Here is a 13,360-nt window from a genome sequence, read left to right on the forward strand (position 1 = left end):
ATGATACGCGTCGCGCGCTCCCACACACTGGCGCCGAGGCCGCGCGCGGCGAGGTCGATGCGGCGGTCGAGCTGGCTGAGCGAGACCAGGATCAGCACCGTGGCGAAGGGCACCGTCATCACCGAATGCGCCATGGCGACGCCGAGCCAGGTGTCGTAGCCGAAGAACGAGCTCATCCCCGAAATCGAGGTCAGCAGGAAGTAGAGCGTGATCGCCGACACCACCGGCGGCACCACCATCGGCAACAGCACGAAGCCGACGAGTGCGGCTGTGAAGCGCGGCTGGAACATCCACACCCCAAGGCTGAAGCAGAGCGCCAGCACGGTCGAGATGGCGCTGCTGACCACGCCGATCCGGATCGACAGCAAAATGGCGTCGATCCAGCGCGGGTCCTCGTAGAGCGATCGGTAGTGGCGCAGCGACAGTTCGCCTGACGGCATTGCCAGCATCCGGCTCGGCGTCAGCGATACCGGGATGACGGCAAGCAGCGGCAGCAGCAGGAACAGCGCCACCAGCACGGCGAGGATGAGCGAGACAGGACCGGGACGATAGGTCGGCATCGCTACACCAGCTGCTTCGGTTTGACGTAGCGGAACAAGAGCGCCATCAGCGCGCCGACGAACAGCACCAGCACGACGCTGATCGCCGCGCCCAGTCCCCAGTCCGGGCTCTGGAAGATGCGCAGATAAATCAGCTCGGCGATCATCACGCTGCGGCCGCCGCCGAGGATCGCCGGCGTGACGAAGAAGCCCAGCGAGAAGACGAAGACGATCATCGCCGAGCCGATGATGCCGGAGCGCGTCATCGGGACGAACACCGTCCAGAAGGTGCGCATGCGGCTGGAGCCCAGCCCGCGCGCTGCGAGCAGCACGCGCTCGTCGAGGCTGCGCATGGCCGATGCCAACGGAAACACCGCGAAGGGGATGAGAAAATGCGTCATGCCGACAATGACGCCGAATTCGTTGCGCACCAGGGTGAGCGGCTCGGAAATGAAGCCCACCGACTGCAGCCAGGTGTTGATCAGGCCGCGGTTGGAGAGCAGCGCCACCCAGCCGAAGGCGCGCGTCAGCACCGAGATCCAGAACGGCACCAGGATGCAGAATTCGGCGAGCACGCGCTGCGCCGGACTGCCGCGCACCCACACCACGGTGATGGCATAGGCGGCGGTGACCGACACCAGCGTGACGATGAGCGCGATGCGCAGCGTGCGGACAAACACCGACTGCACCAGCGGATCGGTCGCGAGCGCGCCATATTGGCCGAGCCCCGGCGTAGGCAGAGTGAAGCTCCACTTCACCACGCCGAGAAACGGCCAGGCATAGGCAAGGATCAGGAACAGGAGCAGCGGCGCCATCAACAGCGCCGCGCCCGTCCTGTCGGAGAGGGTGCCTCTCATGTCAGCCAGAAAATCCGCGCCCGCTCAGGCGGAGATGATCTTGGTGTATTCGTCGAGCGCCGGCCCGTAATTCTTGGCGTACCACTCCATATCGAGCGCGATCTGCTTCTTCATGTTCTCGGGATCGACCGGGTTGATGCGCTTCTTGTCGGCGGAGATCAGCGCGTCGGCGGCCGGATTGGCCGGGCCCTGTCCGAGCTTGTCGAACATGACCAACTGCTTTTGCGGATCCTGCGCGCTGGCGATGAACTTCATCGCCGCGTCCTTGCCGCCGGGGTTGTTCTTGAGCACGGCCAGCGCGCCGGGCGAGATCAGGCCCTGGTCCCAGATGAATTTGATCTTGCCACCGGAGTCCTGCTCGATTAGCGAGGCGCGCGTCGACCACACGATCGCCATCGAGGCCTCGCCGTTGAGCAGCACGCTCTGGCTTTCGGCGCCGCCACCCCAATAGGCGACGACATTCTCCTTGAAGGCGGCGATCTTGTCATGCGCACGCTTCAAATCGAGCGGGTAGAGCGAGGCGGGTGCGATGCCCTCGGCGAGAAGCGCTGCCTCCCAGCTCGACACGCCCCATTTGTAGAGCGAGCGCTTGCCGGGGAATTTCTTCACGTCGAAGAAATCGGCCATGCCGGTCGGCGCCTCGCTGCCGTATTTCTCCGAATCGTAGGCGATCACATAGGAGAAGAAATAGGTCGAGGCGGCGTATTCCCAGCCGAAGCCCTCGCGCATCTTCTTCTTGTCGACGACCGCGTAGTCGATCGGCTCCAGCATGCCTTGCGCGCCCAGCGTGATCGCCGAGAACGGATCGACGTCGACGAGGTCCCAGGTCGGCGCGCCGCTCTTGAACTGCGCCGCGATCGCGCCTTCGGTCGGGCCCGAGCCGTCCATCTTGACGGTGATGCCGGTGTCCTTGGTGAAGGCCTGGCCATAGGCGGCGTCATAGGCGGTGATGGCGTCGCCGCCCCAGTTCACCAGCACCAGTTCCTTCGCCGCGGCGAAGGCGCCGGTCGAGCGCATGAGCAGCGGCGTGCTGGCCAGCACGAGGCCGGCGAGCTGCGCGAACTGGCGGCGCGAGATCTCGCCGCTCCTTGCCCTGGCGGCAAGGGATTCGATGGCGTGTTTCTTGGTATCGGTCATGTCAGTTCCCCTTGTTTTGTCGTTGATCTGATCCGGAAAGCCGGTGCGGCGAGGTCAGGCCGCAGCGGCGGTCATTGTCCTCCGTCCGGAAGGAGGAAACCTTTTTCGGCCGGCCAGGTCAGCCAGACGGAATTGCCCTTGCTCAGCGCCGCCGCGGCCACCTCGTTCGGCACCGACACCGTCACTTTCGAACCTTGGCGCGTCGTAAGATCAAGCCTGGTCGCAGCGCCCAGATAGGTGGAGGCGATCGCGGTCGCCGCGATGCCGTTCTCGCCCACCGCCGCCTCGCGCGCGATCGACATGTGCTCCGGCCGGATCGCCAGCAGGGCGTCGCCTTTGACCGTCTCGGCCTTGCAGCGCATGTTGACCGCGCGGTCTTCGCACAGGCCGATGGCGCCATTGTCGGCGGGCTTGACGCCCTTCACCGGCAGCATGTTGATCTCGCCCAGGAACTCGGCGACGAAACGGTTTGCGGGCCGGTCATAGACCTCATCCGGCGCGCCGACCTGCAACAGCTTGCCATGGTTGAAAATGGCGACGCGCGACGACAGCGCCAGCGCCTCGCTCTGGTCATGGGTGACGAAGACGAAGGTGGTGCCGGTCTCCTGGTGCAGCCGCTTCATCTCGGCCTGCATCTGGCCGCGCAGGCTCTTGTCCAGCGCCGAGAACGGCTCGTCGAGCAGGAGCACGCCCGGCTCGAACACCAGTGCGCGGGCGAGCGCCACGCGCTGCTGCTGGCCGCCGGAAAGCTGCGCCGGCAATTTCTTCTCGTGGCCCTTCAGCCCGACGCGCTCGACCATCTCGCCGACGCGCTGCCTTATCTCGGTGGCCGTTTTCTTGCGCACCTTGAGCGGGAAGGCGATGTTCTGTTCGACGCTCATATGCGGGAACAGCGCATAGCCCTGGAACACCATGCCGGCGGCGCGCTGCTCGGCCGGCCGTTGAGTGATGTCGACACCGTCGCTGAACAGGCGGCCCTCGCTCGGCTGCACGAAGCCGGCGAGGATCATCAGGAAGGTGGTCTTGCCGGAGCCCGACGGCCCGAGCAGGGTCAGGAACTCGCCGCGGCCGATATCGAGCGTCAGATTGTCCAGCGCCCGGAACGAGCCGAAGCTCTTGCCGATCCCGTTCGCCTTGATTTCTGCTGCCCGGCCGGGTTGCTGCATTCCTGCCTCTTCCTCAGTCTCGGTTGAAATCGTAGGCACGGCGCGCGTTCACCGCAATCGAATAGTTTTCGTCTGATCGGCAAATTTGATTCACGTCTGGGCCGACTAGGCGGAAATGGCGCTCCGCCTCAATGCGGCCCGACCCGGTTCTCCGACAGCTTCGATCGCAGCCATCCGCCGAACGCCTGCAGCACCGGATGGTTGGCCTTGGCGTGCTCCGACACCAGGAAATACGACCGCGGCGATTTGATCGCGATGTCGAAAGGGCGCACCAGCCGGCCCTCGTTCAGCGCCTTGCGGCTGGTCAATTCGTCACCCATGGCTATGCCCTGGCCGGCGATCGCCGCCGAGAAGACGAGGTTCATGTCGGAAAAGAAGATGCCGCCTTCGGTGTCGGGGTTCTCCACCTTGGACAGCGCCAGCCAGCGCGCCCAGTCCTCGGTATCGCCGAGATGCAGGAGGTTGGCGCGCAGCACGTCGGCGGGCTTGGAAAAACCGCCGACCTTGTTGAGCAGCGTCGGGCTGCAGAGCGGCGTGAACGAGATCTCGCACAGGAGCTCGGCCGCGCGGTTCGGCCAGTTGCCGACACCGAAGGCGATGAAGGCATCGGCGTCGGGATTGCTGACGTCGTCGAGCCGCCTCGGCGTCAGGATGTGCAGCGCGACATCCGGGTACATCTGCCGGAACTCGCCGATATGGGTGCAGAGGAACAGCGAGGCGAAGCCCGGCGTGCAGGAGACGGCGAACGAGCCGCCGACGCCGGTGCCGGCGTTGCGCCCCACAGCGTCGCCGAGAACGGTCAGCGCCTTGCGCACGTCGCTGGCGTAGCGCTGGCCGCGCGGAGTGAGCGCCACTCCCTTGCCGATGCGCTCCAAAAGGTCGAAGCCGAGGTCGCGTTCGAGCAGGCGGAGCTGGTGCGAGACGGCGCTGCGGGTTAGGTGCAGTTCGTCGGCGGCGCGCCACACGCTGCCGTGACGGGCGAAGCTGTCGAGGGCACGCAGGGCTTGTGTGGAAGGTATGCGCAAGGGACCTCAGGTGAACCGAATTTGCACGAGCCGGGAAAACATATCACTTTTTGAAAAGCCGCTTCACTGCTTTCTTCTCACCATGGAGCAACCGGCGACGACATCGGCGCAAGCGACCGCGCTTGCCTGCCTCGACGACATCCAGCCGTCACTGTCGGCATGGACGCGCACCATCTTCGACTTCGGCGAGACCGCCTGGCGCGAGTACCAGTCGGCCGCCTGGTATGTCGAACGCCTGAAGCGCGAAGGCTTTTCGGTCGAGGAAGGCTCGGGCGGCATGCCGACCGCCTTTTGCGCCCACTGGACCAACGGCGCCGGCCCAACCGTCGGCATGTATGCCGAGTACGACGCCGTGCCCGGCAACTGCCAGGATGCGGAGCCGGTGAAGCGACCGCGCCCAGGCCTCGGTGTCGAGGCCGGCGGCCACACCGATCCGCATTCGGGGCTCGGCATCGCCAGCCTAGGCGGCCTGCTCGCCACCAAGGCGGCGATGCAACGCCACGGCATTCCAGGCACTTTGCGCTTCACCGGCGAGCCGGCCGAGAAGGTGAGGGGCTCGAAGCCGATCCATGCCGCCAAGGGCTACTATGACGGCCTTGCCGGCATGATCTCCTTCCATCCTTTCTACATGCTGCCGCTCTGCAACACCGCGCGCTGGGACACCCATTGCGGCGCCGCCTACGCGATGATCTATCGCTTCATCTGCGACGAGCCGGAAAATTGGGTTCGCGCAGGCGATGGCGCTCCCATCCCGCAGGCGCATTCGGCGGTGAGGGCGCCGGGCGCCAACGACGCGCTGATGCTGATGTACATGGCTTCCAAGGCGCTGCGTGATTCCATGCTGCCGCACCAGGGCGGCTGGTCGATCAGCGAGGCGATCCTGACGGCCGGCCAGGCGACCGCCGACAATCTGCCGGCCGGACTGGCCGAGATCCAGTACATGATCCGCGTGCCGACCATTGCCATGGCCGAGCAGGTCACCGCCGTACTCGACCGCAACGCGGAAGCGGCGGCGACGATGAGCGGCTGTCGCCACGAGCGCCATTGGGTGTCGAAGTCGCGGCCAGGCCTCGCCAACCATGCCATAGCCGAGATCACCTACGCGGCGCTTTCGACGGTCGGTCCGCCGCGCTGGGACGAAGAAGCGAGAGCCGTCGCTCGGGAAATCCAGGTCAATGCCGGCGGCGTCGCGACCGAAAACCCTTTCATCGACGAGCTGGAGCGGCTGATTTCGCCACGGGAGGCCGAGGCGATCCTGCGTCGCGATCTGCCGCCTTCGCAGGTCAACTCGACCTCCGACGATTACACCGACATGAGCTGGCATACGCCGACGGCGCGTTTCTATGTCGCGCGCCCGGCGCTGCGCTCGGCAATCGGCCATGCCTGGCCAGGCTGGGTGATGAACGCGCTGGGCGGCATTGCCGCGACGATCGACCCGATGGTGACCTGTGCTTCCAAGACCGTCGCGCTGACGGCGCTGCGCCTGCTCGAGGACAAGGCCGCGCGCGATGCCGCCATGGACGAGTTCGTTGCCCGCACCGGCGGTGGCATCGGCGGCGCGAATTGGATCGCGCCGCTCTGCGACTACGAGCCGCCGATCAATTTCCGCTGGCCGGAATATGTCACCACCGCGCGTGGGCGCGACTGGTGGATACCAAGCAGCCAATGATCTCAAGCAGACCACCTCGAGGAGAACAACCATGACCGTCCATGACCGCATCGTCGCCGAGCCGTTCTCGCTGCAGCGCCGCAACCCCAACGGCGGCACCAAGCCGCTGACCGCCTGGGGCTTCGCCAACGAGACCGATGTGCTGACCGACGTCTTGCTCGGCTCGCCGAACTTCCTGCGCCATCTGTCGACCAGCTCGCTGTCCAGAAAACATCTGCGCGAGGCGCCCTGCAACGTCCAGATCGCGCAGGCGCAGCACAAGGACCTGGTCGCCGCCTACGAGCATTTCGGCGTCAACATCCACTGGCACGAGCCGACGCCGGAACTGCCGATGCAGGTCTATTCGCGCGACTCCAGCGTCATGACTCCCTACGGCGCCTTCATCACCGCCATGGCCAACTGGTGGCGGCGCGGCGAGAACTACGCCGCGATCCGCACCTATGAAAAGCTCGGCATCCCTATCTACGACATGGTCACCGCCGGCACTTTCGAAGGCGGCGACTTCAACGTCATCGAGGACGGCGTGGTGCTGATCGGCTGCGGCGGCGCCCGCACCCAGGAGGAGGGCGCGCGCCAGGTGCAAGCCTGGTTCGATAAGGAGGGCTGGGAGACGCGCATTGCCTTCATCGACGAGTACTACGTCCACATCGACCTGATGGTCGTGCCGATCGCCGAAAAGCTCACCGCGGTGTGCCTCGCCTGCACCGAACCCGGCATCGTCGACTGGCTGAAGGGCAAGGGCCACGAGATCATCGACGTGCCCTTCCAGGACACGATGGCGCTCGGTTGCAACTTCATGTCGCTCGGCAAGGACAGGGTGATCGCGCCGACGTCGAGCCAGACGCTGATCGGCCAGTTGAGGGCGCGCGGCTTCGAGGTCGCGGCGATCGACATGAGCGAGATCTCCAAGACTGGCGGCGGCATCCACTGCATGGCGCAGGGGCTGAAGCGCGAGAAAGCGTAAGAGGCGGCGTCACAGGAGCCGGCTGGCTCAATCCTGGCATCCTTTGTTCTGTGGGACAGGGGATGCGTCGCCGGGTCGTGAGCTATCCGGCTTCATCTAGCTCGAATTATTGCTCTGCCGCGCAAGCTCGTTGCCGACGAAAACTTGCGAGAAATCCAACATAAGCGCACACTAAAATTCTGGGGGGCTCACCAACAAGATCGGGAGGAAAGCATGAATGCCATGAGCTTCACCACCCTTGACGGCGCTAAGGCGACCGTCGACGCTGCGGCCCTCGAAGCCCTTTCTGCACGGATACGCGGCACGGTGCTGCGGGACGGCGACGACGCCTACGAGGACGCCCGCGGCATCTGGAACAGCATGATCGACCGGCGGCCGGCGCTGATCGTGTGCTGCGTCGGCGCCTCCGATGTCGTTGCCGCCGTGAACTTCGCCCGCGAGAACAAGCTCCTCGTCTCCGTGCGTGGCGGCGGCCACAACATCGCCGGCAGCGCCGTCTGCGACGGTGGTCTGATGATCGATCTGTCGCTGATGAAGTCGGTGCGAGTCGACGTCGCGGCGCGCCGCGCCTGGGTTGGGCCGGGTGCCACGCTCGTCGATGTCGACAGGGAAACACAGGCCTTCGGACTGACGGTGCCGGTCGGCATCAACTCGACCACAGGCATTGCCGGCCTGACGCTGGGCGGCGGCTTTGGCTGGACCACCCGCAAATTCGGGCTGACCATCGACAATCTCGTCTCCGCCGATGTGGTCACCGCCGACGGCAAGCTGCTGCGCGCCAGCCAGAGCGAAAATCCCGAGCTGTTCTGGGCGCTGCGCGGCGGCGGCGGCAATTTCGGCATCGTCACGGCGTTCGAGTTCCAACTTCACCAATTCGGACCGCAAGTGCTGTCGGGCCTCGTCGTCCATCCCTTCGCCGATGCCCAGAAAGTGCTGCGCGAATATCGCGAGGCACTGGAGACCGCGCCCGACGAACTGACCTGCTGGGTCGTCATGCGGCAGGCGCCGCCGCTGCCCTTCCTGCCGGCCGAATGGCACGGCAAGGAGGTGCTGGTGCTGGCCATGTGCTATTGCGGCGACATCGAGGCCGGCGAAAAGGCGACGCGGAAGCTGCGCGCCATCGGCTCGCCGATCGCCGATGTCGTCGGGCCCAATCCGCTCACCGGCTGGCAGCAGGCCTTCGACCCGCTGCTTGCGCCCGGCGCCCGCAATTACTGGAAGAGCCATGACTTCACCGAGCTTTCCGACAGCGCGATCGAGATCACCACGGCGGCGATAGCCAAGCTGCCAGGCCCCGAATGCGAGGTGTTCTTCGCCCATATCGGTGGCGCGGCCGGTCGTGTGGCGGCGGACGCCACGGCGTTCCCGCAGCGCAGCTCGCATTTCGTCATGAACGTCCACGCCCGCTGGCGCGAACCGGCAATGGACAAGGCCTGCATCGACTGGGCCCGCGGTGTCTACGAGGCGACAAAGCCCTATGCCGTCGGTACGGCCTATGTGAACTTCATGCCGGAGGACGAGATCGACCGGGTCGAAGCTGCCTATGGCGGCAACTATCGCCGGCTGCTGGAGATCAAGCAGCGCTACGACCCGCAGAACCTGTTCCGCATGAACCAGAACCTGCGTCCGAAGGAGGGTCTGCGGGCGGCATGACGGCCAGGCATCCGCCGACGCGACGGCGCGCGCAACCGCGTCGTCGCGCCAACGGGGCTTAGCCGATCACCGCCGGTGTATCATCATAGCTCACCGTCACCAGTTCCGGGTGGCGGTGAGCGAGCGCGAGGATTTGTGTCTCCAATTCGCAATTGTAGGCCATCAGCGCTTTCACCGTCTCTAGCGGGCTCGCGTAGCGGGCGATCAGCTTCTCGGCCTCGGCCTGCAATTCAGCCTGCGCTTCGGCGTCGAGATGCAAGATGCTCATTGCCGCCTCCTTGAAACCTGCAGCCCATCGAGGCGCTCCTGTAGATGCCCATTGAGTACGATCATCTCCTTCAGCGCCTTCACCGCATCGCCCTTGTGGAGCGCAATGAACTTGTGGGCTACGGCCTGAAGCGCCGCTTCCTGGCGGCTGTCCAGCCTCACGATCCGGTCCATCCCGACACCTCCTCGTATATCGTGTGCGAAGTGAACAAAAAGGGTACAAAATTGTCAAGGGCGAATTGACCGGAAGAGGAATGCGTTCCTATTATTAGGCATGCCTGATACTGACGGAAGACGAAAGCGCGGCGGCGGACGGCGGCTCAGCAACGCCCATGAGATTGGGCAGCTCGTGCTCGTCCGCTGCGGGTTGTGCAACGTCAAGCGCTGGTATCAGCCCGACGACCTCATGACGATTTTCGGCGACATTGAACCTGGCCTCGTGGGCAGCAAGATGCGCTGCGAGCGCTGCGGCAAGAACGAATTCATGCATGCCGAGACGCAAAGCCCGTCGGCCCTGGAAAGGCAGGGCATCCGGGTGAGGCGACTTGCCGAAATAAGGACGGTGCGGCGTGTCGTGTGGCGGGATGAGCAATAAGAAGGCGGGCGGCCATTGCCAGCTTTGGTTTTTAGAACAACGATCCCTGCGCCGGTGGCTCCGCCGGAAACTTGATCTGCGTCGCCGGCTTGTCGACGATCACCAGCGCGTCGTCCGGCGCCGGGCGCTGCAGCTTCCGCGCTTCCGGCCATGGCGCGGTCAGCCACGTCTCGGTCTCCTCCGGCGTGGTCAGGATCACCGGCATCGCCTTCTCGTGGATCGGCGCGATCAGCGCATTCGGCTTGGTGGTCAGGAAGCCGTAGAGCTGATGGTCGCCCGGACCTTCCTTGACCTTGCGCACGCCGTGCCAAGGCGTCCACAGGCCGGCGAAGAAGAAGAGCGGGCGTTCCTCGCCGCGCGCAAACCAGAAGTTCTTCTGCACCCCGGTCTCGGGGTCCTTGTCGCCAGGCTGGGGCGAGGGCTCGGCGAAACTCGTCACCGGCACCACGCATCGGTTCTCGACGCCGAGGTAAGGCATCCAGTGGGCGTATTGCGGGTTGCGGATGTTGGTGGTGCCGGGGTCCGCATTGCCGCGCATGCGCTCCGGTGGCGTCGGCATGCCCCAGCGCAGATTGGCAAGTTCGCGCGCCCCGTCCGCCGCGTTGCGCACCACCGGGGCGAACTGGTTGGGATAGATGTCGATCGAGGGTTCAAGGTTGCCGATGGCGTCGCGCAGGGCGCGCGTCCACTGGCGGATCGCCTCCTGGCTGGTGGTGATGTTGTAGAGGTTGCACATGATGCAGCCAGCCGTCTCACAGGGAGGGAATTGTTCGCGCATTTCTCGGCAAAGCGCCAGAGCCGGCCGTGCAAACCCCGCCGCGTTGACAGAAGCGGCGAAGCAGCAGAAAATTTGGCATCTGCTGAAGGAGAGATTCCGTGAAGAAGACCTACTCCAGGCCGGTACTGCTCAAGGCGGGCAAGCTCGGGGCGCTCGCCGCCACCACCGTTTCTAAGGCTCCCTGAGCCAAAGGCTTTTGCTTCGACGAAGCGCTGAGGCATTTGTTGCCTCCGCATCGATCTTTCGCGTCCCCGGCTGGCCCCCGGCGCCAGAAGATTTGCACCGCCAGTCCCTCCGCCGCCGCAACTCTCCGGCGACCTGGATCGTACCTCATATCACTTTCGGGAAGTTAGGTGGCCCGGCCGCCGAGGGGGGGTGATGTATGGGTTGGCCGCCGGGCCTGACCGGCTTCTGCGACCTCGCCGGCTGCTTGAACATGCGCTCATGCTAATACTTGGGCAATAGCGACCTAGGGCCTAGGACCAACGTGTACCGGCTTCCCGGTCCGCAAGCGGCGGCTGGCGGCGCTTTCCAGCCGGGCTACTGCTCCCACCATTTCAGCACCCGCATCGCCCTGAGGGTCACCCACCGCGAGGGCTGGCCTTCTCCCTCGTCGACCTCGAACCACACCCGCCCCGGCAGGGTCCAGTCGAGAGGCCATGTGCCGTCTTCCAGGCGTCTGGAACGAAGGTGGTCGATGGCCTCGCCCAGCCGCGGATCGGGATCGGTGCCGGCATATATCGCGGCGGAGCGGAAATGGTCGAGCGCGCGCAAGATGTCGTAGCGCCAGCGGTTCGGGTGCAGGAAGCGCAGGAACCGTTCGTCGGCCGGCTCGCCCGTGGCGAGGCGGCGAAACAGCTTGCGCTCGAGCAGGAATTCCTCGCCCGACCGTCGCGCCTGCCGCGACTGGTCCGTGCCGCCCGTGACGCGCTCGAATTCCAGAAGGCCCTCCAGCACATTGATCGTGCTGGCGAAGGAGGAGCGGAGCGAGCCGTTCGCCCGCTCGCAGTTCCAGCCGCCGTCGTCGAGGCGCTCGCCGACCAGCCTCTCGACGATGGCGGAGACGTCGACGCCGAAATAGGCGCCGTCGGCAACGGTACGGCCGTTGATGCATTCCTCGACCTCGCCCTGCCAATAGGGCTGGCCGCCTTCGTCCCAGCGTGAATTGGCGCCGACCAGATCGACGGCGCGCCTGGCCCGGTCCGAGGCGGGATCGAGGCCGAACTCGCGCAACTGCGACAGCGAAAAGCACGTCGCAGTCCACGGCTGGCCGTGCTCGCGCCACTCTTCGGGGGTGAAGCCGGCAGGCACAAAGGCGCCGCCAGCCCATTGCCCGTCCTCGTCCTGGCAGGCAAGCAGCCGGGCGCCCCAGCCCTCGCTCTCCACCTTGGCGCGTTCCGCCATCCATACCGGCTCCGGCGCGTCCTGCAGGTCGCGCATCACCTGCCAGCGGATCGACGGATCGGAAGCGAGGAGCCATTCGATGACTGGGTCAGTCATGAGCGAGCCTGTCGGCGGGAGATCGATGATTCACTTGTAGCCGCTTCCCTTGCCCGGTGCGAGGTTGATGGGCGCGTAGCGCAGCAGCGTCACGCCCTGGGACAGGCTTTCCGTCCCGAGCGGCTCCAGCCCCAGCGACAGCCCGACCTGGAAGTACGGCTTGCCGCCGCCAAGCACGACCGGATGCATGTAGAGCCGGTATTCGTCGATCAGACCCGCGCGCGCCAGATGAGCGGCAAGGTTGGCGCCGCCGACGCTGATTTCGCCATCCGTCTCCGCCTTGAGCGACCTTGCAACGGCCTCGGCGTCGCCGCGCATCGACCGGGCGTTGAGGCCGACTTCGCCGAGCGTCGTCGAGAACACGATCTTCGGCGTTTCCCGCCAGGCGTGGGCAAAGTCGCGCTCGACCTCGTCGTCGGCGGTCTCTCGCTCCGGACTGTCCCAGAAGCGCATCGCGTCATACATCCTGCGGCCGCAGAAAACGGTCGAAGTACGTCTCATCTCATCGTTGAAATGCCGGTGCAGTTCGCCTTCCGGCACCGGCAAGCCGATATTTCCGTCCGGCCCTTCTATGTAGCCATCCAGCGACGTCAGCATGGAATAGACGATCCTGGCCATCGGCGTCTCCGTTCCGCTTCGCCAGCATGCATGACCAATTGCATATTGCAATCAGTTTTACCACTGACTGATGGAATTTGGCTTCGCCGCGCCGGCGGTGCCCGTCAAACCCCCGCGTCGCGGCGCAGCGCCGCGAGGAACAGCAACAGCAGCGCCAGCGCGTTGAGGCAGGCGGCGGCCGCGTGCGAATATTCCCATTGCCGCCTGAGCATCTCCCAGTTGTCGGGCAGCATGGTCCAGTTGCGGGTCGCCCGGTTTGCCGGAAAGGTGAAGCTCCAGAACACGAACTGCGTGGCGCCGATGGCGATGAAGGCAAGCGCCACCAGGCCGAAGGCGCCGCCCGAGCGGTAGAGCACGACCGCAAGTGCCGCGCTCGACAGCAGGGCGCCCAGCACGAGGCTGCCGAACAGGCTCCAGCCGTCATAGGCGCGCTGCGCGGCGAGATAGCTCGTGCCGTCGAGCTTCAGCTTGTTGAGCATCGAGAACAGATGCGCGCCGGCCGGTACGAACGCCAGCGCCGCGAAGATGAAGCTCACCACCCTGAGACCATAGATTGCCATGCCGCTCTCTCCTTCCACGGAGAAGCTAGGGC

Annotated in this window: 15 protein-coding genes; 4 read left to right on the plus strand and 11 right to left on the minus strand. The window is 65.4% G+C overall.

Annotated elements, in window-relative coordinates; genetic code table 11:
* The 5 genes from EN780_RS14880 to EN780_RS14900 all read right to left on the minus strand — a co-directional run.
* On the minus strand, positions 1-560 hold a 560-nt coding region (locus EN780_RS14880; protein ID WP_128274487.1), incomplete at its 3' end, for an ABC transporter permease subunit.
* 2 nt (positions 561-562) lie between these two features.
* Positions 563-1,396, minus strand: a complete 834-nt coding sequence (locus tag EN780_RS14885) for an ABC transporter permease (protein ID WP_128274489.1) — start codon at positions 1,394-1,396, stop codon at positions 563-565.
* Between the two features lie 24 nt (positions 1,397-1,420).
* Entirely contained in the window at positions 1,421-2,533 is a 1,113-nt protein-coding gene (locus EN780_RS14890; RefSeq protein WP_128274491.1) for an ABC transporter substrate-binding protein, read from the minus strand.
* A gap of 71 nt (positions 2,534-2,604) precedes the next feature.
* Entirely contained in the window at positions 2,605-3,699 is a 1,095-nt protein-coding gene (locus EN780_RS14895) for an ABC transporter ATP-binding protein (protein WP_127311732.1), read from the minus strand.
* Between the two features lie 128 nt (positions 3,700-3,827).
* A complete protein-coding gene (locus EN780_RS14900; RefSeq protein WP_128274494.1) occupies positions 3,828-4,724 on the minus strand; it encodes a LysR substrate-binding domain-containing protein in 897 nt (298 codons plus the stop codon).
* Positions 4,725-4,806: 82 nt separating this feature from the next.
* Here EN780_RS14900 and EN780_RS14905 point away from each other — a divergent pair, with 82 nt between their 5' ends.
* The 3 genes from EN780_RS14905 to EN780_RS14915 all read left to right on the plus strand — a co-directional run bounded on the left by EN780_RS14905 (position 4,807) and on the right by EN780_RS14915 (position 9,010).
* Positions 4,807-6,393, plus strand: coding sequence for an amidohydrolase (locus EN780_RS14905; protein WP_128274496.1), 1,587 nt, complete (start codon positions 4,807-4,809; stop codon positions 6,391-6,393).
* 31 nt (positions 6,394-6,424) lie between these two features.
* Positions 6,425-7,357, plus strand: coding sequence for a dimethylarginine dimethylaminohydrolase family protein (locus EN780_RS14910; protein ID WP_128274498.1), 933 nt, complete (start codon positions 6,425-6,427; stop codon positions 7,355-7,357).
* A gap of 213 nt (positions 7,358-7,570) precedes the next feature.
* Positions 7,571-9,010 (plus strand): FAD-binding oxidoreductase, encoded by a 1,440-nt coding sequence (locus EN780_RS14915; protein WP_128274500.1) that lies wholly within the window; start codon positions 7,571-7,573, stop codon positions 9,008-9,010.
* Positions 9,011-9,068: 58 nt separating this feature from the next.
* On the opposite strand, the gene EN780_RS14920 is transcribed toward EN780_RS14915, so the two are convergent.
* Both EN780_RS14920 and EN780_RS14925 read right to left on the minus strand, forming a co-directional pair.
* Positions 9,069-9,278, minus strand: a complete 210-nt coding sequence (locus tag EN780_RS14920; RefSeq protein ID WP_127286627.1) for a hypothetical protein — start codon at positions 9,276-9,278, stop codon at positions 9,069-9,071.
* A complete protein-coding gene (locus EN780_RS14925) occupies positions 9,275-9,451 on the minus strand; it encodes a hypothetical protein (protein ID WP_127393058.1) in 177 nt (58 codons plus the stop codon). The genes EN780_RS14920 and EN780_RS14925 overlap by 4 nt, the downstream gene beginning before the upstream one ends.
* Positions 9,452-9,551: 100 nt before the next feature.
* Here EN780_RS14925 and EN780_RS14930 point away from each other — a divergent pair, with 100 nt between their 5' ends.
* Positions 9,552-9,872 carry a hypothetical protein gene (locus EN780_RS14930; protein ID WP_127393057.1) on the plus strand — a complete coding sequence of 107 codons (321 nt, stop codon included), beginning with the start codon at positions 9,552-9,554 and terminating at the stop codon, positions 9,870-9,872.
* 31 nt (positions 9,873-9,903) lie between these two features.
* Here the strand turns inward: EN780_RS14930 and EN780_RS14935 are convergent, their stop codons facing one another.
* From EN780_RS14935 to EN780_RS14950, 4 genes are all read right to left on the minus strand, one after another.
* Positions 9,904-10,608, minus strand: coding sequence for an SOS response-associated peptidase (locus tag EN780_RS14935; protein ID WP_128274502.1), 705 nt, complete (start codon positions 10,606-10,608; stop codon positions 9,904-9,906).
* Positions 10,609-11,190: 582 nt separating this feature from the next.
* Positions 11,191-12,150 (minus strand): squalene cyclase, encoded by a 960-nt coding sequence (locus EN780_RS14940; protein ID WP_127311357.1) that lies wholly within the window; start codon positions 12,148-12,150, stop codon positions 11,191-11,193.
* A gap of 30 nt (positions 12,151-12,180) precedes the next feature.
* On the minus strand, positions 12,181-12,768 hold the full coding sequence (locus tag EN780_RS14945; protein ID WP_128274504.1) for a dihydrofolate reductase family protein: 588 nt from the start codon (positions 12,766-12,768) through the stop codon (positions 12,181-12,183).
* Positions 12,769-12,872: 104 nt separating this feature from the next.
* Positions 12,873-13,360: hypothetical protein (locus tag EN780_RS14950; RefSeq protein ID WP_245499969.1), on the minus strand; the 488-nt coding region annotated here is incomplete at its 5' end.

This window comes from Mesorhizobium sp. M4B.F.Ca.ET.089.01.1.1 (genome assembly GCF_004022605.1).
GTDB lineage: Bacteria > Pseudomonadota > Alphaproteobacteria > Rhizobiales > Rhizobiaceae > Mesorhizobium > Mesorhizobium abyssinicae.

What these genes read in the sequence shown, in the direction of transcription:
- EN780_RS14885 (WP_128274489.1), bottom strand. Translation starts at nt 1,396, where the DNA reads ATGAGAGGCACCCTCTCCGACAGGACGGGCGCGGCGCTGTTGATGGCG.
- EN780_RS14890 (WP_128274491.1), bottom strand. Translation starts at nt 2,533, where the DNA reads ATGACCGATACCAAGAAACACGCCATCGAATCCCTTGCCGCCAGGGCA.
- EN780_RS14895 (WP_127311732.1), bottom strand. Translation starts at nt 3,699, where the DNA reads ATGCAGCAACCCGGCCGGGCAGCAGAAATCAAGGCGAACGGGATCGGC.
- EN780_RS14905 (WP_128274496.1), top strand. Translation starts at nt 4,807, where the DNA reads ATGGAGCAACCGGCGACGACATCGGCGCAAGCGACCGCGCTTGCCTGC.
- EN780_RS14910 (WP_128274498.1), top strand. Translation starts at nt 6,425, where the DNA reads ATGACCGTCCATGACCGCATCGTCGCCGAGCCGTTCTCGCTGCAGCGC.
- EN780_RS14915 (WP_128274500.1), top strand. Translation starts at nt 7,571, where the DNA reads ATGAATGCCATGAGCTTCACCACCCTTGACGGCGCTAAGGCGACCGTC.
- EN780_RS14920 (WP_127286627.1), bottom strand. Translation starts at nt 9,278, where the DNA reads ATGAGCATCTTGCATCTCGACGCCGAAGCGCAGGCTGAATTGCAGGCC.
- EN780_RS14925 (WP_127393058.1), bottom strand. Translation starts at nt 9,451, where the DNA reads ATGGACCGGATCGTGAGGCTGGACAGCCGCCAGGAAGCGGCGCTTCAG.
- EN780_RS14930 (WP_127393057.1), top strand. Translation starts at nt 9,552, where the DNA reads ATGCCTGATACTGACGGAAGACGAAAGCGCGGCGGCGGACGGCGGCTC.
- EN780_RS14935 (WP_128274502.1), bottom strand. Translation starts at nt 10,608, where the DNA reads ATGTGCAACCTCTACAACATCACCACCAGCCAGGAGGCGATCCGCCAG.
- EN780_RS14940 (WP_127311357.1), bottom strand. Translation starts at nt 12,150, where the DNA reads ATGACTGACCCAGTCATCGAATGGCTCCTCGCTTCCGATCCGTCGATC.
- EN780_RS14945 (WP_128274504.1), bottom strand. Translation starts at nt 12,768, where the DNA reads ATGGCCAGGATCGTCTATTCCATGCTGACGTCGCTGGATGGCTACATA.